This window comes from Pannonibacter carbonis, assembly GCF_003012935.1.
Classification (GTDB): Bacteria; Pseudomonadota; Alphaproteobacteria; order Rhizobiales; family Stappiaceae; genus Pannonibacter; species Pannonibacter carbonis.
This window is the reverse complement of record NZ_PUDR01000016.1, coordinates 1-20,716: the sequence shown is the minus strand read 5'-3', so window position 1 is coordinate 20,716 and position 20,716 is coordinate 1. Positions and strand designations below refer to the sequence as shown.

The window sequence follows — 20,716 nt, the reverse complement described above, 5'->3', positions numbered from 1 at the left end:
GACCCACGGCCTTATCGCGTGGCAGCCCGTGTTTGCTGCGTCTTTTCCCTGGCTTCGATGGCTGCACCCAGCTCATCGAGGCCGGTCAGGACATGGACGCTTGCAGCATCCATGCGCCGCAGGGCAGCAGTGATTCCGGAGGCATCGGAGCGAAAGGCCGCATCGAGCGCGGCCTTCGCCGATGCGTGGACCTCTTCGTGGGGGGACAACAGGGCCTTGAAGGCCGGCATGCAGGTGATCTGCGGGTCTTTCAGGCCATCGTACCATTTGCCGAGCCGGCAGTTGTGGTGATCCGGCACATCGCTGCTTTTCCAGCTGTCCTTGCCCATGCACGTATCAATGACCCGCTTCTTGAAGGCGACATGGTCGATCTTGGCCATATGGCAGAGACAGACATCGGAATCGGCAACAAACAGTTCCTTGGCCCGGTTGATCGAATGCGTGACCGCGCGATTGACGCCGTTGGCGATGTCCTCGACCATCTGCTTGCTGTCGTCGGCCATGCCGGCAATGCTGTTGATGTGTTGCGCGACATCCTCGCTGGCTCGCTTCTGCTGCTCCAGGATGCCGGCGATCTCCGTCATGCGCGAGACGACCCCGCCGATCTTGCCGGCGAAATCCTCGATCTGGCTTGTGCTGATATCGATGGCTTTCTCGCCCTCCATCACGGCGGATGTCGAGCCACGCATGTTGCCTTCGATCATCGACATGCCGGCGCTCAGGTCGTTGATCCGGCGGGTAATCTCCTCCGTTGACTGGCCCGTCATCTCGGCAAGCTGCTTCACTTCGGAGGCCACGACGGCAAAACCACGCCCTGAGTCGCCCGCCCGAACGGCCTCGATGGTTGCGTTGAGCGCCAGGAGGTTTGTCTGCTTGGCAATGCGCTCGATGACGGAAAGTGTCTTGGCGATCTCATCCGTGATACTGCCGAGTGTGTCCACACTCTGCGACGTTCCACCGATTGCCATCGATATGTCGCGCACGGATCCGGCCAGTTGATGGATGGCCTTCCGGTTTTCCTCGATCGAGGAGAAGCTCGTTTGGGCGTCGCTGGCTACCTGCGAGCCGGTTCCCGCTATTTCCTCAACGGACGCGACCAACTGGGTGGCCGCCGCCGAAATGGTCTGGCTGTTGCTGGCAACAAGGTTTGAGTTCTTCTGCAGATAGGCGAGGTCAAGCAGGACCTGGTTTGTCTCGGCAACGGTCTGGGCGATCGACTTCACAGATCCAACACGGCCGGCATTGCTTTCCTTGGCCTTGCGCATTTCCTCTTCGGCAAGAAAGCCGGTCATGTAGGCTTGAAGATCCCGCTCCAGCAGATCCAGAAGGCGGGTAATTCCGCGCGACGAGGAGCCAAACCCGAGCTTGCGGCCCATCAGGTCTTTCAGAAGACGCGTCTGCACCCGCGCGCGGAAATGCAACTCGGCAGCGATTCGTTGCCCTGCTGCTGCATCCGCACGGCCTGCGGCCTCGGCGCGTGTCCTCAGAGCTACGTCCGATGCAGACAAGGCATCGACCCAGCGGTCTGTGCCGGTCTGGGCGGACGGTCGGCGCAATCCTTGCGTGTCGTCTTTCTCCACCCAGCGAACCGCTTCGTGGATTGCAGAGCCAAGAGATTTTTCGAGCGACGGGGGAAACAACGGGGTGCCGGACTGCTGACGCAAGGGCTGGCTCATGCCGATATCCTTTGATCTGGTATCGGCAACAACGATTGTATGTTCATGGTTAACGAAATTATAAGTCGCAAGGACCTTGCGAATAAAAACGCGGGCGCCGCTGTTGAATGTCGGCGTCCCGGCTTTCTGTATCAGTATTTGTGACAGTAAGATCTGCGCGCCTAAAACAGATCCGGTTCAGCCGGTACATTCAGCAACCTGCGGGCGGCGGTCAGCGTGTTTGCCATCAGCATGGCAATGGTCATCGGGCCGACGCCGCCGGGAACCGGCGTGATGGCTCCGGCGTGGACAGCAGCTTCGGCAAAGGCGACATCGCCGACCAGCCTGGTGGCATCCGCGCCGCGCGAGGGATCCGGTACCCGGTTGATGCCGACGTCGATGACCGTGGCGCCCGGCTTGATCCAGTCGCCACGAACCATTTCCGGCCGTCCGACTGCCGCCACGACGATATCCGCCCGGCGCACCACCTCGACGAGGTCCTTCGTGCGGCTGTGGGCGACTGTGACCGTGCAGCTTTCCGACAGCAGCAACTGGGCCATCGGCTTGCCGACGATGTTGGAGCGGCCGATGACAACGGCATCGAGACCGGCGAGCGAAGGCCCCAGCGTGCGCTTCAGCAGCACAAGGCTTCCGGCCGGGGTGCAGGGAACCAGAGCGCTCTCACGGTCGCCAATGGACAGCAGCCCGACATTGACCGGGTGGAACCCGTCGACATCCTTCTCGGGCCGGATCAGGCGCAAGACCTTGCTTTCGTCGATGTGACGGGGCAGGGGAAGCTGCACCAGGATGCCGTGGATGGTGTCATCGGCATTCAGCGTTTCGACAAGGGCGAGAAGGTCCGTCTCGGACGTGTCGGCCGGCAGGCTGTGCTTGACCGAATGAAAACCGCAGGCAGCAGCCGCCTTGTCCTTGTTGCGGACATAGACCTGGCTGGCCGGATCCTCACCAACCAGGACCACGGCCAGACCAGGCTGGCGTCCCGTCTCGGCCAGAAGGCAGGCGGCGCGGGCAGTGATTTCGGCGCGGACGGAGGCGGCAATCGCCTTGCCGTCGATCAGGGTTGCCTGGCTCATGGTGGGCCTTTCCGGGCTGGCGCGGTCACGGGCAGGACCGGCCGGGTGCTGAAACTGCGCGCACATTATGAATCGTCCGCCCGGCTGAAAAGTGGGGCGGACGACATTTTCCTCCCCAAAAGCGTCCCACGTCGGCATTTCTTTTCACCGAGTCGCGACGCTAAGCGGCCTGTCGGTGCTGATTCCCCCTGTTTCGCCGGGACTGCCACGTGTCGGTGATGCTGGCCTCGGGACGGTGCCGGCAAGAGCTCATTCAAACATCTCCCTGCGAAACCAGAACCTTAACGCTTTCCTTTCATTTGGTGTTGTAATTGAAGCACAGCGTATCGTCCCTGCACAGACGCAACTGCAGCCCGGCTTGGACTTTGCCCGCGCCGGGTGCTAGGAGAAATGCTGGGACAGGATGGTGTGAGCGGGGAACCGATGCGGTCGTTGTGGCTATTGTCTTTAGTATTGCTTGCAGCTGGCTGTGCCGCGCTTCCGTCCGAGGGGCCTACTGCAATTGGCATCACGTCCGACCAGATTACCGCTGATCAGTCCGCCGTCCCCTCCGGCATGGAAAACTACGCCGTCATCGATATTGCACCGGGCAACATCGAGTACCTGAAGAACTACCGTCCGCTCGCTTTCATGAATCAGTTCAAGGGCGTGGGCGGCGGCGGCTCCGGTGCACGCCTTGGCGTTGGCGACAATCTGCAGATCAAGATCTGGGAAGCCTCGCGCGAGGGCCTGTTTTCGAATGGCAGCGACAGCACGCTGATTCCGGCGACCATCGACGAGAGCGGCTTTATCTTTGTTCCCTACGCGGGCCGGATCCAGGCTGCGGGCCAGTCGGTCGAGGGACTGCGCCAGACCATCGAAAGCAAGCTGGCCGGCAAAGCGGTGGAGCCGCAGGTCCTGATTGTCGTCTCCGGCAAGATGAGCGCGACCGCCGTTGTGGTCGGTGATGCGGCCAAGCCGGGCGTCTACCCGCTGCAGGTTCGCGACACGCGTCTGCTTGAACTTGTTGCCCAGGCCGGCGGTGCCCGTGCGGCAACCTACGAGACAGTCGTGACGTTGAAGCGCGGAACGCGCTCCGGCACGACCCGTCTCGAACACCTCATCGACTTCCCCGAGAACAACGTGCTCGTGGCACCGGGCGACAACATCCTCCTGTCACACCGCCCGCGCACCTTCTCGGCCTTTGGTGCGACGAAGGCGAACCAATTGGTGCCGTTCCGCACCAAGTCCGTCTCCATGGCCGAGGCTCTGGCAACGGTCGGCGGCCTGAATGATTATCGCGCCGATGCGGGTGGCATTTTCCTGTTCCGTTACGAGGAGGCCGATCTGGTGCGTCAGTTGCGGCCGGACCTAGCGCAGAGGCTTGCCGGGCAGGTCGAGGTGCCGGTGGTCTATCGCCTCAGCCTGCAGGATCCGCGCGGGTTCTTCCTGGCCCGCTTCTTCGAGATGCGTGACAAGGACATCCTGTATGTGGCGAACCACCCGACTGCGGAGTTCGGCAAGTTCCTGCAGATCATCGCGCCTCTGACCAACAATGCCATCGGCGTTGCCGCGATCATGAACAAGTAATTCCTTCTTGTTCGAAGGGTGAACAAGGACGGGGCCATGGCGGAAAAGCCGCAAGGGCAGGGCGCAGGTGGGTCAGAACCTGCCAGTGAAGGCAAGAGGACATTTGTCTTCCTGCAAGGCCCACCATCGGTATTCTGCCGCCGTGTCGCCGACGAACTTGAGTTGCTCGGGCACCGAACCCTTCGCATCAACCTGTGTCCAGGCGATTGGCTCGCCTGGCATGACGGGCGAGCGGTCAGTTACCGAGGCACTCTTGCCGGGTTCATGGACTGGTTCCGCGACTTCGCGCGCAGAACCGGTGTGACCGACGTGGTCTATTACGCCGACCGAGTGCCCTATCACGTTGCTGCCGCCGAAGTGGCAGCCGAGCTTGGCTTGTCCGCCAGCGCCTATGAGTTCGGCTACCTACGCCCGGACTGGATCACGCTGGAGCGCGACGGCATGTCGGCGCATTCGCGGTTTCCGCTCGATCCGGAGCGGATCCGGACATTGGCCCGCGATTTGCCGCCAATAGACCGGCGTCCGCTTTACACGCATCCGTTCTGGCTCGAAGCCTATCACGAGGTCGTCTATAACCTCTCCAACGTCTTCTGCTCCTGGTTTTCCTTCCCGCGCTACACCCGTGATCGCTTCTATCATCCGCTGGCGGAATATCTGCGGTTCATTCCGCGGCTGGTGCAGTCGAGCTGGCGCAACAGCGTGGCCGAGCACCTGATCGACGACGTCATCGGCAGCGGCATCCCCTATTACGTGTTCCCGCTGCAGATCCAGAGCGACTACCAGTTGCGCTACAATTCGCCCTTCAGCCATATCGGCGAGGCGGCGGAAGAGGTGATCCGGTCCTTTGCCAAGTCCGCGCCGGTGTCGGCCCGGCTGGTGTTCAAGATCCACCCGCTCGACAATGGCATCGAGCCCTGGCCCAAGCTGCTGAAACAGATTGCCCGGCGCTATGGCGTGCGCAAGCGCGTCTATGTGATCGACGGTGGCAACCTGAACCGTCTGCTGGAACACGCCAAGGGCGCGCTGATGATCAACAGCACCACCGGCATTCACGCCCTGCGCGTGGGCTGCCCGACCAAGGTCCTGGGCATTGCGCTCTATGACATTGCCGGCCTGACCAGCCAGGTGCCGCTCGACCAGTTCTGGGCTGACCGCACGCCACCTGACGCTGACCTGCTCGACCATCTCGAACGTCTTCTGGCCGCCACGATCCAGGTGAAGGGCAACTTCTACGTCGAGAAAGGTCGCCGCGCCGGGGCCTATGCCATGGCCCGGCGGCTAGCCGAGGGGACGGTGAACGGGCTGGGAACGAACGAACCGGTTCCGCCGCGTCTCGCTCAAGCCCGAGCCGCGGGGATTGCAACCACGTTCGACGAGCAGGTCAATGACGGTACGCAGACCGAAAGGTGGTTCCATGCCTGGCGCGGCTGAGACGGGCGCACGGTCGGGCCACCCCGTGCTGCTGGACATCACCCGGCTGATGGGCCGTGGGCTGCGGGCCTCGCCGACCGGCATCGACCGGGTTGAATACGCTTACCTAGATCATCTGTTGGCTCGCATGGACATTGATCTCGGTTTTGTCGAGGCCGGCGATTTCGGTTTGCGCTTGTTGCCACGCTCTGCGGGCCTCGACTTGCGGGATCGCACTGCCGCCAACTGGGGCGTTACCGAAACCGGAGCCAGCGCCGCCTATGGCCGGACCTTGCGGTTCCTGGGACTGGACGCGCCGGCGGCAACCCAGGTGGGGGGACGGCGCGATACGGTGACAGGCGCTGCGGCCTGGGTGAAGCGGGCGGCCGGACAGGTGGCGGGGACATTGTCCAACAATCCGGACCGGATCAACGGCGGCGTATACATCAACGTCGCCCATTCCAATCTGACCGCCCCCGCACTGCCACGCTGGCTGGAGCGCTCGGGCGTCCGGCCGGTGTTCCTGATCCATGACCTGATTCCGATCACCCACCCTGAATACTGCCGGCCGGGCCATGACGACCTGCATCGCCGCCGCATGGCGACTGTGGCCGCCCATGCCGACCTTGTGATCACCAACTCGGCCTACACGCGCGATGTCTTCCTTGCGCATGTGGCCGAGGCCGCGCTGCGAAGCCCGCGCACAGAGGTGGCGCTGCTGGGGATCGAGGACCAGTTCCAGTCTCCCGAGGGCGCGCTCACCGAACCGCAGCCGGAGAGACCGTATTTCGTGGTCCTTGGCACCATCGAACCGCGCAAGAACCACTTGCTGCTGTTGCCACTCTGGCGGGACATGGTGGAACGTCTCGGCGATGCAGCACCGCGCCTGGTGCTGATTGGACGGCGGGGCTGGGAAAACGAGAATATCGTCGATTATCTTGACCGCTGCCCGGCGCTGGCGGCCCATGTGCACGAGGCAGGTGGCTTGACCGACGCGGAAGTGGCGGCCCTGATGAAGGGCGCTGCCGCCGTGCTGGTGCCGTCCTATGTCGAGGGCTTCAGCCTGCCGCTTGTCGAGGCCGAGGCATTGGGGGCCCCGGTCATCGCCTCCGACATTGCCGTGCACCGTGAGGTCGCGGGCCCGGCGGCCCGTCTCCTGTCCCCGCTCGATGGCCTCGGCTGGTTGCGCGCCATCGAGGGCCTGGCGCGCGGCGACCGTGGCGCCCGGCTCGACATCGAACCGGGCGTGCCGGAGGCCATGACCTGGCCGGCCCATTTCCGTGTGCTGAACCGATATCTGGCTCAGGCTTTCACCTGACTCAACCGACCCGCCAGTCACGTCAGCCAGATGCCGTTGGCGATGTGGACGCCGACGAGGTTCTGATTTTCCGGGCTTTCGGAGAAGCCGAGCAGAACGTCCTGGCGGTCCCAGGTGCCGCTGGAGAGACGGTCGAGCCAGCCGTTGAGGCCAACCTGATCCGGCCCGCGACCGAGCACGTTCTGATACAACGCTGTCAGATAGGTCGTATTGGAGGTTCCCGAGCCATAGCGCTGGATAAACTCGGCAGAGCCGATGAAGGCGCCGGCCATCTGCTTCAGGCTCATGCCCTGGTCAACGAGATTGACGTTGTGCGACAGACCGGCACTGTCCGGGGTCCGGGCGAAAGCCGCCTGGTACAGGCGATAGGTCTGCCCGGCGTTGCCGTTCAGGTCAAAGGCCAGCGTGCCATTGTCGAACGACAGACGCTCGATATCATAGAGCGTGTCGCGTCCCTCGGCGCCGGTCTTGTCGGTCACGACAATCGTGTTTCCGTTTCGGGTGAAGGTGAAATCACTTCCTGGCCCCTGATACTTGACTGTATCGCGACCGGCCCCACCGTAGATGGTGTCATTGCCAACGCTGGTGTAGCGGCCCTTGCCCGCGAACAGACCAAAGACATCATTGCCGGATGTGCCGGTGACCGTATGTCCGGCATAGCCTTCGATGAAGCGGTCGTTGTCTTTCATGCTCTCCTTGAGCCAGCTCCAGTGGCCGCCGATATCCGTGAAATAGGACTTGGTAGAAACAAGCCCGACGGCATAGGGACCATTGGCGCCTTCATAGAAGATCGGACCGCCGGAATTGCCGGAGTTGATCTCGAGATTGCCTTCGTTGATGTAGACCTGATCGACTGCATCGGCATAGACCGAGCCTTCGTCGCGGACCGAGTAATTGTCATAGGCTCCGGGATGGCCGATCACCGATACCCTGCCGCCATTGTTGAAATCCGGGTCGATACCGAACCAGCCATAGGTGTCGCCAAGCGGCTTGGAGAGGGACAGGAAGGCAAGGTCAACCTCGGCGTGACCCATTGTGCGGAAATTCTTGTCGCCAGCAGAGATCAGGCCGTCACGGTCCGGGTCAAATGCACCCGGATTGGAGTTGCTGTAGAAATCAATGGCTGCATAGGAGTAGAAATTCTGGTTGATCTTGTCCGGGTTGTAAACTGGATAGATCTTGATCGTGTCGGCGATGCGCCCGAGCTTCGGATCATAAACAACGTGGGCAGCGGTCAAAAGGTCGTTACGGCCGACCAGGAACCCTGTACCGGTGAAGGTCGTGTTGCCCCAGGTCGCCTTGATAAACACGACAGACTTGGCAGGATAGCTGGTCTCATTCACATAATAGGTCATTCAAATCTCCTGATGGCACCCTGCGCTTGCCCGTCCGCGAGCTTTGACCGGCTCCTTGGCAGAAATACGGCAAGGTGCCGTCATGCCGTTGAAATCTGCCTTGTTGAAAAGCGGTAGCCGGACGGGTATGTCACCCCGTTCGTATCCGGATTGGAGATATGCCGTGGACCCGTTTCGCCGATTGCTGAGCCGTGGCGCTGGGAAGAAAGCGGGGCCGATATTGCGCGAGGCTGACCTTGCCCGTGACGCCGGCAAATGGGGCGAGGCTGCAGAGCTTTACGCCGCTTTTCTCGATCTGAAGCCGGAAGCGGACGGCATCTGGATCCAGCGCGGCAACATGCTGAAGGAGGCAGGCCGCCACAACGAGGCGCTGGCGGCTTACGCCCGCGCCATCGCGCTCAAGCCCGACAACGCCGATGCCTTCCTGATGAAAGGGCATCTGCACAAGGTGATGGGCGATCTGGAAGCCTGCGAAGTCGCCTATCGGCAGGCGTTTGTCCTCAACAGCGAAGACCGCGCGGCCTTCCGCGAGCTCAGGGCGCTGGGTGCAAGCCTTGACGCCGATACCTTTGCCGCTGCCGCCGGCAACCTGGTCGCGCGCGGCGAACAGGTGCTGATGGACCTGTCGGATATCTTCAAGTTCCTCAAGGATCACGCGACGGTGTCCGGCATCCAGCGTGTGCAGTTGCACCTGTCGGAAAGCATCATCCGGGCTGGCGGCAATACGTTCCGCCTGTCGTATCTGGATGAGGTGACGCGCGCCTATTACACCATCGCGGCCGAGACGGTGCTTGATCTGTCGGCCGCGCTGCGGCGCCAGCCGGTCGATCACGGCGAGATCCGCGGCATCATTGCCCGGGCAGAGCAGGGCGCCGAGGTCTATGTGCCGCGCGCCGGTGACGTGGTCTTTGTCGCCGGCGCCTTCTGGATGCTGCCGGACAGCGCCAATGTCTACCAGTCGCTGAAGCGCGCCGGGGTGCGGATCGCGGTCTATATCTATGACATCATCCCGATCACCCATCCGGAGTTTTGCGCGCCGGAGCTGGTGGCCCGGTTCTCCCGCTGCCTGTTTCATTTCATTCGCCTTGCCGATGTCATCTTCACGATCTCGGAGTTTTCCGCTGTTGAACTGAAGCGCTATTGCGCTGAACGCGGCATACCGCTGGCGCCCGTGCGTCCGGTGAAGCTGGCGCATCAGCTCGACAGCGGCGAATGCGCCGCCGGCCGCGCAAGCTCTGCGGTGAAAAGGCTGCTCGACAAGCCCTTCGTGCTGTTCGTCTCCACCATCGAGGCGCGCAAGAACCACAACTACCTGTTCCAGATCTGGCAGAAACTGTTGGAGAAATACCCCTCTGATCATGTGCCGGAACTGGTCTTTGTTGGGCGCCCTGGCTGGCGGGTGAAGGATCTGATGGGGAGCTTTGCGTCCCGTAATCATCTGGACGGCAAGCTGCACATCCTTAGCAACGTGTCCGACGCCGACCTGTCGTTGCTCTACCGGGCGGCGCAGTTCTCGGCTTTCCCGAGCTTTGTGGAAGGCTGGGGTCTGCCGATCGGCGAGAGCCTGGCCTTTGGGACGCCCTGCATTGCATCAACTACATCGTCCATGCCGGAGGTCGGCGGCGATCTCGTCGACTATGTTGACCCCTACAATGTGACGGGCGGTCTGGCGCTGGTGGAGGAACTGCTGTTCACGCCCGGTGCGCTGGAGGCCCGCCGCGCACGGATCGCTTCCGAGTTCCGGCCCGTCATCTGGCCGCAGGTGGCTGACGAGATGCGTGCCCGCTTTGCCGAGGTCCTGACCCGCACGGCGCCCTATGATGGTGCCGACGAGCGTCCGGAGGAGCTCATTGCGCAATTGCGGGAAGGGGCACAGATTTCCTTCGCGGAGTCTGCCCTTGAACCGCGCATCGACCGGATGCGTGAATTGGCCGAGGCCGATTTCGTCTTTGACGACAAGTGGGTATGGGACGAGGTCCAGGTCAAGTGGCTGACCGGGAACAGTGCGGACCTTGCCTTTCGGCTCGAAGGTCCGGCGCCGGCACCTGGCCTTGTGCTGCCCGTCTCGTTGGAGCTGCAGTTTCGGACACCTGGCAAGGAAGGCAACCGGCTGGTGTTCCGCTCGGGCGCAACCGAACTGGGACGTCTTGAGGTTCGGGCTGGTGCGTTCCAGGTGGTCTGCGGCGTGCCGGCTGATGCTGATGGGGTCATCCGGTTGAGCCTCGCCGTCGAGGGGCTCATGCCGCGCGATGACCGGTTGCAGCCAATCCTGCTGGCCGTCCGGGCGCTGGGCGTTGCCAGCCCGGTCGAAGCCCAGCCGCTGATTGCAATGGAACAGCGTATCCGCCTGGTTCGCCCGAAGCTGGACAAATAAGGTCCGCGCCGGCGTGCAGGGTCAGGCCGGCGGCAAGAGAGTGCTGGTGTCGAGGTCGCCCGCGTCGTGGTGCGCCTTGCGGCGGAACTCGGCATAGCCGATGGCCATGCGGCCGTCGAAGATCGCCTTTTCGGTCAGAAGCCGGACCTGCAGCGGCATCAACGGATCGGTGATTTCGAAGGACAGGGAAATTTCCATCCGCCCGCGCGACGACACGGCCATGTGGGCCCGCGTCAGTTCGTGATAGACTGGGCCTTCCGACACACCGACGTCGATGATGCAGGGCGTGCCCATGGCCTCGGCCGAGAAACCGACGACATAGCGCAGGGCCCACGCTCCTGCGGGAATATGCATATAGGGCCCGAAGGCGATGAAGCGGGCGCGGCCGGTCATGTCCAGCGGATGTGTGACATGGTCATGCGGCGGGTCACCGGCGAGAAAGAACTCCTTGGTGATGATCAGCGGTGCATCGCGATCGCCTTTCAGGAGTTGCTCGAAGCCCCCGAGGACATAGTCGGCAGCAGCGCCAAGCGCCTCGCCGAAGCTCTCGACCAGCCCGGCCTTCGGGTCTGCGCCGCCATTGTCCTGGCCCGTGGTATCGGCCAGCTGGGTTACTGTCCGCTCCAGCACGCGCCGGGCCTGCAAAACATCCGCGCGCACGCCAAAAGCTGCCCCGATCCTCTGGATGGCGCTGAGCGGATCGGAAAGTGCATCTTCCAGATGCAGGCGGGTGACGTGGTCGGTGTCATTGAACCCGACGAGGCACGAGCAATCACCGGAAATCAGGCGCACGCTGGTGCGTTCATCCGCCTTGCCGCTTCGGAAGAGGTGGAGGGCGCCCTGGCGCGGATCCGACAGGGCGAGCAGGATCGGACGGCGAAACTCCTTCAGCCGTCCTGTCAGTGCCACGTCCGGGCGCCCGGCGGAAAACACCAGATGTTCTTCGTCCCGGCGCATCAGCTCGGTTGCGATATCGGCCAGGCTCCCGGCGATATGCGTGTCCGAGGCTCGTTCACCGCGTTCTGCGATCAGTTCGCACAGCACGGCGCGGCACCAGTTGGTGAAAGGACCCGGCAAACCGAGAACCGTATAGATCATCTGGCGCAGTCCTGTTCCGGACGGATGTCAGCCCTTGTGGCGGGCAAGATCCGCCTCGACCATTTCGGTGATCATGTCCTCGAGACTGGTCGTCGCCGTCCAGCCAAGCTTTTCGCGGGCCTTGCCGGCATCGCCCAGCAGTACATCCACTTCAGCTGGCCGCAGGAAAGCCGGGTTGATGCGGATGTAATCGTCCGGATTGAGGCCGACATGGGCGAAGGCGATGTTGATCATGTCGCGCACCGTGGTGGTGCGGCCGGTGGCCACGACATAGTCATCCGGCGTGTCCTGCTGCAGCATCAGCCACATGGCTTCAACATAATCGCGCGCGTGACCCCAGTCGCGCTTGGCGTCCAGGTTGCCCATCTCCAGCACGTCGAGCTTGCCGAGCTTGATGCGGGCGACTGCATCCGTGACCTTGCGGGTCACGAACTCCAGACCGCGCAGCGGCGATTCGTGATTGAACAGGATGCCCGAGGTGGTGTGCATCCCGAAGCTCTCGCGGTAATTCACCGTCATCCAGTGGGCGTAGAGCTTCGCGGCGGCATAGGGCGAGCGCGGATAGAACGGGGTCGTCTCTGACTGCAGCGGCTCCTGGATGAGGCCGTACATCTCGGACGAGGAGGCCTGGTAGAAGCGAGCCTGAGGCGCTTCGATGCGCACGGCTTCAAGCACGTTTACGGCACCGATACCGGTGACATTTCCGGTCAGGATGGGCTGTTCCCAGGAGGATTTGACGAAAGACTGGGCCGCGAGATTGTAGACCTCGTCCGGCTTCGTCTCGCGCACGGCGCGAATGAGACAGGAAAGGTCGGTCAGGTTGCCGTCGATATACTCCACCTCGCGCTCGATGCCGAGCCAGCGCAGCCGGTGGTCATTGACGCCGAAATGGCTGGAGCGCCTGACAAGGCCGTAAACCTTGTATCCCTTCTCCAGCAAAAGCCTGGAGAGATAGGCGCCGTCCTGGCCGGTCACCCCCGTGATCAGAGCCGTCTTCGCCATCAAACAGCCACCCTTCGCATCTAACGCCTTGCCGTGAGGGGTCCGTAAAACCAAACCCGAGCCTCGGCGGATTAAACCTTCATCAGGCAAGCGTCAACAGACGCGGCACTGCTCAGGGCCTTGCTGTGCTTGAACGAGGAACGGCAAACCGATACATCAAGGCGGGCGAGAGCCCGCGCGTGATCCGAAAGCCGCGCGCATGGCGGATCGTGGCGCCGGGCTTGACAGCCCGGGGAACCTGGCTGGCAGACCCGGTGGAAACGCCGTGAGCGGTCGGCAGGATGCGAAAGGCACCCAGCCCAACGGGCCGGGCAACAGGCAGATAACGGGCAGGAAAGGCCGCGGCGGCCAGGCGGCGTTGTGGTAAATTGCCCAGAGAAACGCGATGACAGACCAGCAGCTCAAGGAACCGTCCATGGTGAAGCCGGAGGCCCCCTCGGGATTCAAGACGCTCAGCCCGGCCAGCATCGCCAAGCCGTTGCAACGCCTGTCGCGGGCGCCTGCCGGGGCGTTCGACCATGTACGCAAGGACTGGAAGTCGCAGCTGCGAATCGGCGGCTGGGGAGCATTCATTGCGCTGGTCATGGTGCCGACGTTCTTTGCTTTTATCTATTACGGCTTCATCGCGTCCGATCAGTATGAATCCGAGGCCCGTTTCATCGTCCGCTCCTCGGACAAGCCGCAAGTCGGTGGCCTGGGAGCCCTGCTGCAGACCACTGGCCTTGGCCCGGCGCAGGAGCAAACCTATTCCGTCCTCGATTACATGGCCTCCCGTGATGCGCTGCGCGATGTCCAGTCCAGTATCGACTACAAGACCTTGATGGGCCGCGACTTCATCGACTTCCTTTCGGCCTATCCGAACCTGATCGACGGATCGACTTTCGAAGGCATGTACGACCACTTCAGCCGGCACGTAACACCCAAGCATGATACGGCCTCCGGCATTTCGACAGTGACTGTGCGTGCCTTTACGCCGGAAGATGCAAAAAGCATCGCCGAAGCGCTTCTGACCAACGCCGAACAACTCATCAACCGGATGAACACGCGGTCACGGGAGGACAGCCTGACGCTGGCGCGAACCGAAGTGCGCAACGCCGAACAACGTGTTCTGGACAATCAGCTGAAGATGAAGGCCTTCCGGGTCAAGGAGGGCATTGTCGATCCTGAACTTGCGTCCAAGGCGGCGCTGGAATTGATTGGCGAGATGGCCGGCGAGCAGGCCAAGCTGGAAACCCAGCTGCGCCTGATTACCGAGCAGACGCCCAACAGCGTCCAGATTCAGGTGCTGCAGAAGCGTCTGGATGCGGTCGTAGCTCAGCTCGAGCAGGAGAAGGCCAAGCTGGTCAGCCAGACCGGGTCGCTTGTTGGCACCTATGCCGAATATGAGCAACTGGTTCTCGAACAGGAGTTCGCGGCCAAGGCTTTGTTGACGGCCCAGGCGAACTTGTCGTCTGCCCGCATCGAGGCCGCGCGCAAGCAGCTTTACCTTGAGCGGATCATCGAGCCGAATGCGCCTGACTATGCCCGTTTCCCGCAGCGTATCCTGCGCATACTCACGGTCTTCATGACGTTCTTCCTTGGCTATGCCATCATCTGGCTGCTGTATGTGAATGCCCGGGAGCACAAGCATTGAGCCGACAGCCGGGTCAGGAGCGCAGGCAGCCGGGCTGGCTGAGCAATGCCAGGGCGATGGCCTCGACCCAGACCCGTGTGATTGGCGCGCTGGTGATGCGCGAAATCCACACCCGGTTCGGCCGCGACAATATCGGCTTTGCCTGGATCATCATCGAGCCGGTGCTGTTCTGCCTCGGCGTGATCGGCATGTGGTCGCTAGCCAAGTCGAGCAGTCATGTTGAGACGCCGATCGTACCGTTTCTCTTGTCCGGCTACATGCCACTGCTGATGTACCGCCACTGCGTCATGCGCGCGCTGCGCTGTATGCAGGCCAACCTGGAACTGATGTATCATCGCCAGGTTACAATCTTTGCCATGTACATGGCCCGCATGGGGGTCGAGGTGATCGGAACGCTGGCGGCGTTTTTCATCACCTGGATCATCTTCTACATCTGGGGCTTCGTGGAGATGCCCGATGACCTCGGTCCGATCCTGTTCGGCTGGGGGCTTTATGCCTGGTATTCGGTCGCTGTCGCTATTCTGATCGGTGCCCTGTCCGAGCGTTCGGAAATCGTCGAAAAGATCTGGAACCCACTGTCCTACATCATGATTCCGCTGTCAGGGACTTTCTATATGGTCAGCTGGCTGCCCGAACCCTTGCGCGAATACATCATACTTATTCCGCAGGTCAGTGCCGTGGAGTATATTCGCCATGGCATCTTCGGGCCGACGGTTGCGACCTACTATAATCTCCCCGTGGCAATCTACGTCTCGGCGGTGATCACGGTGCTTGGCCTATACTTCCTGAAGGACGCCCGGTCCTATGTCGATCTGCAGTGAGCGCGTGCCTTGATTCGTGTCGTTGATCTCGTCAAGGAATACCGGCATGGCCACAGCACCAAGCGGGTGCTGGATGGGGTGAATTTCGAGGTGCGCAAGGGCGAGCGGCTGGCAGTGCTCGGGCGCAATGGCGCCGGCAAGTCGACGCTGGTCCGTCTTCTCGGCGGGCTTGAGTACCCGACCTCCGGCAAGATCCACTGCGATATGACCCTGTCCTGGCCGCTCGGCCTGAATGGCGGCTTCCAGGGCAGCCTGACCGGCATCGACAACATGAAGTTCATCGCACGCCTGTATGATCGCGAGTACCGAGAGGTCTTCGATTACGTGGAATATTTTTCCGAGCTTGGTGCTTATCTCGCCCAGCCGGTGAAAACCTATTCCTCCGGCATGCGGGCGCGGCTTGCCTTTGGCCTGTCGCTCGCCATCGACTTTGATTGCTATCTCATCGACGAGGTTATTTTCGTCGGTGACCAGCGCTTCCACCGCAAGTGCAAGGAAGAGATCTTCGAGAAGCGGGCGGACCGCGCCTTGCTGCTGGTCTCCCATGATGCCGCCATTCTCAATGACTATTGCAATGGCGCTCTTGTGCTGCATCAGGGCCGGTCCAAGTTTTTCCAGGACATTCCCCTCGCCCTCGACATCTACAACAATCTCTGAACCCCCGGCTTTGACGTGTCGCGCCTGCACCCTTATACGGATGACATGGCTACGTCGGTCCGGTGGACTGCACGCCTGAAACGAAAAGAAAGACGAGACAGATGAGCGCTTCGGACAATACCGTCACCATCGATGGCAAGGTCTACAAGCTTTCCGACCTCAGTTCGGAAGCCCAGAACCAGCTGCGCAACCTGCAGGAAGTCGATCGCAAGATCGCCATGGCGCAGAACGAGATCGAGACCATGACGACCTGGCGGACGATCCACAGCCATGCGCTGAAGGCCGAACTGGACAAGATGGCCTGACACGGAACCTCCCGTCCCTTGCCGCGTTGTGAGGGACGGGCCGGCCGACGCCTCTGATCCGGCCGTGGCCGCTGCAGGCGGGGAAGGAACAAGCGGGATGCTCGGGGCTACCGACCTGGAACTAGCCGACCCGCCGGCAGGCGCTGCCGGACCGGGGGCTGCCTCTCGGCATATCCTGTTCCTGCAGGGGCCGCTCTGTCCGCTCTACGCCCGCATGGGCGCGTTGATGCGGCAGGAGAGGCATCATGTGTCCCGGATCAATTTCTGCCCCGGCGACTGGCTGCACTGGCGCGGCCCGGATACGCTGTCCTATCGCGGGCAGCCGGAAGCGTTCCGGCATTTCATCGACGATTATCTGCGCCAGAACGCTGTCACCGATCTGGTGCTGCACGGCGACCAGCGGATCTATCACAAGGCGGCGATCGCGGCAGCGGCCCCGCTCGGCATCCAGATCGCGGTGACCGAACTTGGATATCTGCGCCCCGGCTATCTGACCCTCGAGCGCGACGGCCTCTCCACCTTGAGCCGCTTCCCCGACGATCCGGATGCGATCCGGGCGCTGGCGGCCGAGGCCCCGGAGGCTGACCTTGAGCCGATCTATCCCGGCTCCTTCGCCCTCGAGGCGATCCCGGACATGATCTACAATCTTTTCAATGTGTTCGCTGGCTTTACCTATCCGCATTATCAGCGTCACACGATCTATCATCCGCTTGTCGAATATCCCGCCCATGGGCTGCGTCTTCTCGGCAAGGGCCGCCGCAACACGGCTGTCGCCAGTGAGCAGGCGCTGCTGTTTGCGGGCAACGCGCCCTTTTTCGTGCTGCCGCTGCAGCTGGAGGGGGACTTCCAGCTGCGCGCCCATTCCCCCTACGCGAGCTTTGCCGAGGTCATCGAGACCGTCATTGCCTCCTTCGCCGCCCATGCACCGCAGGCGAGTCGCCTTGTTCTCAAGAGCCATCCGCTCGATGCCGGGTTCGAGCGCTGGCCAGAGCGGACAGCGGCGATTGCCGACCGGCACGACGTGCGCGACAGAGTGCTGTTCTTCGACGGCGGCACGCTGGGTCCTCTGTTCCAGCGCGCCGCCGGCGTGGTGACCCTGAACAGCACGGCCGGGCTGGAAGCCATGCAGGCCGGCTGTCCGGTCAAGACGCTGGTGCCGGCCCATTTCGACATTCGCGGGCTGACCCATGCCGGTCCGCTCGATGGCTTCTGGACAGCGCCGCAGCGCCCGGACCCGGAGCTGCTCGACGACTACATCCGGGCAATCGCCGCCCATATTCAGGTTCGCGGATCGATCCACAACCGCGAGGGCCTGGAGGCGGCGGCCGGGAACATGACGCGCCGTATCCTCGATCGCGGTCTCAATCAGGGGGCTGCCCATGTGACGCCGCCCCAGCGTCTGGCGCGGGCGCGGGCGCTCGGGGTGCCGCTGTGAGGAGACGCTCACCACGCCTGGCGGTGACCGATCCGGCGCTGGAGCCCTTGCATGCGGATCTGATTGCGCTGTCGCGCAGCCGGACCGGACCGCTGGCTGCCTGCAGCATGGCCAATGGCCGCCGGCGCATCATCGCCACCGGGTTCGATGCATCGGCCTATGCACGGGCCCGCAACGAGGCGCTGGTAACGGGGGCCTGCCTTGCCCTCGTGTTTCCTGGGCCCTTCGGCACGGAGCCGGTGAGCCGTTTTCCGCATGTGGTCGGGCTCGTTGTCGTGCCATCACGGGTGCTGCTGCTGTCGGAACAGCCGCAGACGGCGTTCTTGTCTTCCTTGCGCGCGCTAGCACCGGCCGACCATGGCGCAGCGCTTGGCTGTTGGCGCGCGGACTGGCCAGATCCCTGGTATCGCCACGCGCCGCTGGACCTGCCGCAGACAACGAACTTCCCGCTCGAGCTGCGTCACCTGCAGGCCGACCGGCCGCCGGATGACGGCGAGTTTCGCCTCGTCGCCAGTGGCAACGGGGCTTTCGCGCCTTGCAGCGACACCAGCGCCCGCCTGCTGCGCGCCGCGCCGAGCCCCGGCAATCCGCGCCCATGGCTGGCTGCCGCAAGCCAGCTGGAGACCGACAGCGCGTCGCTGGCGCTCTACGCGGTCCTCAGCGGCATCACGCTGGCCGAGGCCCCCGCTGGTTCGCCGGCAGCGCTGATTGCGGCGGCACCGGATCGTGATGAGCTGACCGCCGTTCTGGCTGCCGAGGGGCTGGCCTGGATCGAACCCTATCAGCGTCAGGCCGTCAGCCTTGCCGAAGGCCTCGACATTGGGGCGGCGCTGGCAGATGCCTACAGCCGCAATGCCCAGAGCACCTATTGCGTTGGCGCGCAGAGCTGGAACCATCCGGCGATCCGCGCGACCTTTGCCGGTGCTGGCGGCGTCACCTTCTGCAGTGCCCCGGCAGCGGCGCTGGAGGGCGCGCGCAAGACCGGCGGGCGGATCCTGTCCTGGGCCAGCAAGACGACGCCGGACCTGGAGGCCGCGGCCGAAGCAATCGGCGTGCCCTTGCTGCGCATCGAGGATGGCTTCCTGCGCTCGGTCGGGCTCGGCGCCGGTCTTGCCCGCGGGGCCTCGCTCGCCGTTGATGATCTCGGCATCTATTACGATCCCTCGCGCCCCAGCGCCCTCGAGCGTCTGCTGATGGAGGCGGACGTCAGTGCGCAGCAGAAGGCGCGCGGTGCCGCCCTGCGCCGGGCCATCGTGGCGGCGCGGATCACCAAGTACAACTTCGGCGAACGGCGCAGCTATGCCTTCCCGACAGACCGGCACGTGGTTCTGGTGCCCGGCCAGGTCGCCGACGATGCGGCCGTGCGCCGGTCGAAGTCCGCGACCATCGACTGCGCCAGCACCCCCAACGTCAATCTGGACCTGTTGCGGCTCGCCCGGCAGCGCAATCCGGACGCCTATCTGGTGTTCAAGCCGCATCCGGACGTGGAAACCGGCCTGCGCAAGGGCAAGATCGACGACTCGGACCTCGTCGGTCTTGCGGATTTCGTCGCCCGCGATGCCGATATCGTGGATCTGATCGAGGCGGCGGACAAGATCGAGACCTTCTCCTCCCTGTCCGGCTTCGAGGCGATGCTGCGCGGCAAGGCGGTGACGACGCACGGTTTGCCGTTCTATGCCGGCTGGGGCCTGAGCGAGGACCTGACCGCCAGTGAGCGGCGCGGGCGGGCGCGGGAGCTTGACGAGCTGGTCTATCTGGCGCTGGTGGTCTACACCCGCTGCATCGACCCCGTGACGCTGCTGCCCTGCCGGCCGGAAGACGTCATCGCCCGGCTTGTGGCACAGCGCCAGAGCCGGCGTCACCGGCTCGTTGCCGACTTCTGGCGGCATCTTTCCTGGCTCGGCCGACGCCTGGGCCTTTAACCTCCCGAGGACTGCATGGCCCGTTTCTCCCCCACCTCGATTGTCCTGACCGGCGCCAGCGGGGGCATCGGCACGGCGCTGGCGCTTGAGTATGCCGCGCCCGGCCGCGTGCTGCTGCTGGTGGCCCGTGATGCGGACAAGCTCAAGGCGCTGGCCCGTGATGTCGAGGCGCGCGGGGCAACGGCAGAATGGGCGGCCATCGACGTGCGTGACAGGGCCGCGCTCAGGGCCGCGCTCGCCGAGTTCGACGGCCGCCATCCGGTGGATCTGGTGATCGCCAATGCCGGCGTCACCGGCGGGCTTGGACCGGCCCGCTCGCGCGAGCCGGATGCAGCGTCCGACCGGCAGTTCGACATCAACCTTGGCGGGGTCATCAATACGGTGACGGCGCTGGTGGAGCCGATGCGCCTCAGGGGCCAGGGCCGGATCGCGCTCGTTGCCTCGCTGGCTGGCCTGCGTGCCCTGCCGGACATGCCGTCCTACAGCGCCTCCAAGGCCGCCGTGGTCGCCTATGGCCATTCCCTGCGCGGCTGGTTGAAGCCCTTCGGCGTGTCGGTGACGATCCTGTGCCCGGGCTTTGTCACCTCGCCCATGTCGGCCCGGCACAAGGGTGCCAAACCCTTCGAGATCTCAGCCGAGGACGCCGCCCGCCGCATGCGCCGTGCCATCGAGCGCCGCGCCGCGATCCATGCCTTCCCGCTGCTGCTCGCCACCGGCATCTACCTTCAGGGCCTGCTGCCCCCCAAGCTCGCCGACCTGTTCATGAAGGGATTGGAAGCCGAGATCGACCCGGATCCGCGGTTCGAGCGGGAGTAGGGGGATCGGAGCAGACGTGTCGCTTGCCGCAGCCTCCCTCTCCCCCCTTGAGGGCAAGGTTATCGCATATGAAATCTGGCACATGCTCGATGCGAAGGACTGTGCCTAGAGAGTTTAACCTTGTCGGAGCCTCTCCGCTCCCCTCCCCCTCGTGGGGAGGGGTCTGGGGGTGGGGGGAGCGGGCTTAAATCCAGGGCAATTACCTTCCTGACTAGGCTTCCCTCGGACGTTTTGTGACTCTACGTCTGGCCG

The 20,716-nt window shown here is 63.3% G+C and carries 16 protein-coding genes; 11 read left to right on the top strand and 5 right to left on the bottom strand.

The annotated features are described in order from the left end of the window. Positions 1 to 11 precede the first annotated feature (11 nt). Positions 12 to 1,676 carry a methyl-accepting chemotaxis protein gene (locus tag C8348_RS18705; protein WP_106754827.1) on the bottom strand — a complete coding sequence of 555 codons (1,665 nt, stop codon included), beginning with the start codon at positions 1,674 to 1,676 and terminating at the stop codon, positions 12 to 14. Positions 1,677 to 1,837: 161 nt separating this feature from the next. Next, positions 1,838 to 2,749, bottom strand: a complete 912-nt coding sequence (gene folD, locus C8348_RS18700; protein WP_106754826.1) for a bifunctional methylenetetrahydrofolate dehydrogenase/methenyltetrahydrofolate cyclohydrolase FolD — start codon at positions 2,747 to 2,749, stop codon at positions 1,838 to 1,840. A 555-nt stretch (positions 2,750 to 3,304) separates the two neighbouring features. Between folD and C8348_RS18695 the strand changes: the two genes are divergently transcribed. Genes C8348_RS18695 through C8348_RS18685 form a run of 3 tightly spaced genes read left to right on the top strand, consistent with a single transcriptional unit; the run spans position 3,305 to position 7,046 of the window. Further along, positions 3,305 to 4,318 (top strand): polysaccharide biosynthesis/export family protein, encoded by a 1,014-nt coding sequence (locus C8348_RS18695; protein WP_208983814.1) that lies wholly within the window; start codon positions 3,305 to 3,307, stop codon positions 4,316 to 4,318. Positions 4,319 to 4,354: 36 nt separating this feature from the next. Continuing rightward, on the top strand, positions 4,355 to 5,749 hold the full coding sequence (locus C8348_RS18690) for a capsule biosynthesis protein (RefSeq protein ID WP_106754825.1): 1,395 nt from the start codon (positions 4,355 to 4,357) through the stop codon (positions 5,747 to 5,749). After that, a complete protein-coding gene (locus tag C8348_RS18685) occupies positions 5,733 to 7,046 on the top strand; it encodes a glycosyltransferase family 4 protein (protein ID WP_106754824.1) in 1,314 nt (437 codons plus the stop codon). The genes C8348_RS18690 and C8348_RS18685 overlap by 17 nt, the downstream gene beginning before the upstream one ends. Positions 7,047 to 7,063: 17 nt before the next feature. On the opposite strand, the gene C8348_RS18680 is transcribed toward C8348_RS18685, so the two are convergent. Continuing rightward, the gene (locus C8348_RS18680) at positions 7,064 to 8,401 is read right to left on the bottom strand and encodes a DUF4214 domain-containing protein (RefSeq protein ID WP_106754823.1); all 1,338 of its coding nucleotides are present in this window, start codon (positions 8,399 to 8,401) and stop codon (positions 7,064 to 7,066) included. Positions 8,402 to 8,621: 220 nt separating this feature from the next. On the opposite strand from C8348_RS18680, the gene C8348_RS18675 reads away from it, so the two are divergent. Then, positions 8,622 to 10,775, top strand: a complete 2,154-nt coding sequence (locus C8348_RS18675) for a glycosyltransferase family 4 protein (protein ID WP_198647135.1) — start codon at positions 8,622 to 8,624, stop codon at positions 10,773 to 10,775. A 21-nt stretch (positions 10,776 to 10,796) separates the two neighbouring features. Here C8348_RS18675 and C8348_RS18670 read toward each other — a convergent pair whose 3' ends face one another. Together C8348_RS18670 and gmd are read right to left on the bottom strand one after the other, a co-directional pair. Then, entirely contained in the window at positions 10,797 to 11,873 is a 1,077-nt protein-coding gene (locus C8348_RS18670) for a hypothetical protein (protein ID WP_106754821.1), read from the bottom strand. 27 nt (positions 11,874 to 11,900) lie between these two features. Further along, entirely contained in the window at positions 11,901 to 12,875 is a 975-nt protein-coding gene (gene gmd / locus C8348_RS18665; RefSeq protein ID WP_106754820.1) for a GDP-mannose 4,6-dehydratase, read from the bottom strand. Between the two features lie 385 nt (positions 12,876 to 13,260). On the opposite strand from gmd, the gene C8348_RS18660 reads away from it, so the two are divergent. From C8348_RS18660 to C8348_RS18630, 7 genes are all read left to right on the top strand, one after another. Next, complete coding sequence (locus C8348_RS18660) at positions 13,261 to 14,508, top strand: KpsE/RkpR family capsule polysaccharide export protein (protein WP_106754819.1); 1,248 nt, start codon at positions 13,261 to 13,263, stop codon at positions 14,506 to 14,508. Next, complete coding sequence (locus tag C8348_RS18655) at positions 14,505 to 15,329, top strand: ABC transporter permease (RefSeq protein ID WP_157950465.1); 825 nt, start codon at positions 14,505 to 14,507, stop codon at positions 15,327 to 15,329. Before C8348_RS18660 ends, C8348_RS18655 begins: the two co-directional genes overlap by 4 nt. A 9-nt stretch (positions 15,330 to 15,338) precedes the next feature. After that, a complete protein-coding gene (locus C8348_RS18650) occupies positions 15,339 to 15,986 on the top strand; it encodes an ABC transporter ATP-binding protein (RefSeq protein ID WP_106754817.1) in 648 nt (215 codons plus the stop codon). 101 nt (positions 15,987 to 16,087) lie between these two features. Further along, on the top strand, positions 16,088 to 16,291 hold the full coding sequence (locus C8348_RS18645) for a DUF6447 family protein (protein ID WP_106754816.1): 204 nt from the start codon (positions 16,088 to 16,090) through the stop codon (positions 16,289 to 16,291). Positions 16,292 to 16,388: 97 nt separating this feature from the next. Further along, on the top strand, positions 16,389 to 17,726 hold the full coding sequence (locus C8348_RS18640) for a capsule biosynthesis protein (RefSeq protein WP_106754815.1): 1,338 nt from the start codon (positions 16,389 to 16,391) through the stop codon (positions 17,724 to 17,726). Further along, positions 17,723 to 19,648 carry a capsular polysaccharide export protein, LipB/KpsS family gene (locus tag C8348_RS18635; RefSeq protein WP_157950464.1) on the top strand — a complete coding sequence of 642 codons (1,926 nt, stop codon included), beginning with the start codon at positions 17,723 to 17,725 and terminating at the stop codon, positions 19,646 to 19,648. Before C8348_RS18640 ends, C8348_RS18635 begins: the two co-directional genes overlap by 4 nt. Positions 19,649 to 19,663: 15 nt before the next feature. Beyond that, the gene (locus C8348_RS18630; protein ID WP_106754813.1) at positions 19,664 to 20,464 is read left to right on the top strand and encodes an SDR family NAD(P)-dependent oxidoreductase; all 801 of its coding nucleotides are present in this window, start codon (positions 19,664 to 19,666) and stop codon (positions 20,462 to 20,464) included. Positions 20,465 to 20,716: the final 252 nt, after the last annotated feature.

What these genes read in the sequence shown, in the direction of transcription:
- C8348_RS18680 (WP_106754823.1), bottom strand. Translation starts at nt 8,401, where the DNA reads ATGACCTATTATGTGAATGAGACCAGCTATCCTGCCAAGTCTGTCGTG.
- C8348_RS18690 (WP_106754825.1), top strand. Translation starts at nt 4,355, where the DNA reads ATGGCGGAAAAGCCGCAAGGGCAGGGCGCAGGTGGGTCAGAACCTGCC.
- C8348_RS18685 (WP_106754824.1), top strand. Translation starts at nt 5,733, where the DNA reads ATGCCTGGCGCGGCTGAGACGGGCGCACGGTCGGGCCACCCCGTGCTG.
- C8348_RS18645 (WP_106754816.1), top strand. Translation starts at nt 16,088, where the DNA reads ATGAGCGCTTCGGACAATACCGTCACCATCGATGGCAAGGTCTACAAG.
- folD (WP_106754826.1), bottom strand. Translation starts at nt 2,749, where the DNA reads ATGAGCCAGGCAACCCTGATCGACGGCAAGGCGATTGCCGCCTCCGTC.
- C8348_RS18660 (WP_106754819.1), top strand. Translation starts at nt 13,261, where the DNA reads ATGACAGACCAGCAGCTCAAGGAACCGTCCATGGTGAAGCCGGAGGCC.
- C8348_RS18695 (WP_208983814.1), top strand. Translation starts at nt 3,305, where the DNA reads ATGGAAAACTACGCCGTCATCGATATTGCACCGGGCAACATCGAGTAC.
- C8348_RS18630 (WP_106754813.1), top strand. Translation starts at nt 19,664, where the DNA reads ATGGCCCGTTTCTCCCCCACCTCGATTGTCCTGACCGGCGCCAGCGGG.
- C8348_RS18670 (WP_106754821.1), bottom strand. Translation starts at nt 11,873, where the DNA reads ATGATCTATACGGTTCTCGGTTTGCCGGGTCCTTTCACCAACTGGTGC.
- C8348_RS18705 (WP_106754827.1), bottom strand. Translation starts at nt 1,676, where the DNA reads ATGAGCCAGCCCTTGCGTCAGCAGTCCGGCACCCCGTTGTTTCCCCCG.
- C8348_RS18640 (WP_106754815.1), top strand. Translation starts at nt 16,389, where the DNA reads ATGCTCGGGGCTACCGACCTGGAACTAGCCGACCCGCCGGCAGGCGCT.
- gmd (WP_106754820.1), bottom strand. Translation starts at nt 12,875, where the DNA reads ATGGCGAAGACGGCTCTGATCACGGGGGTGACCGGCCAGGACGGCGCC.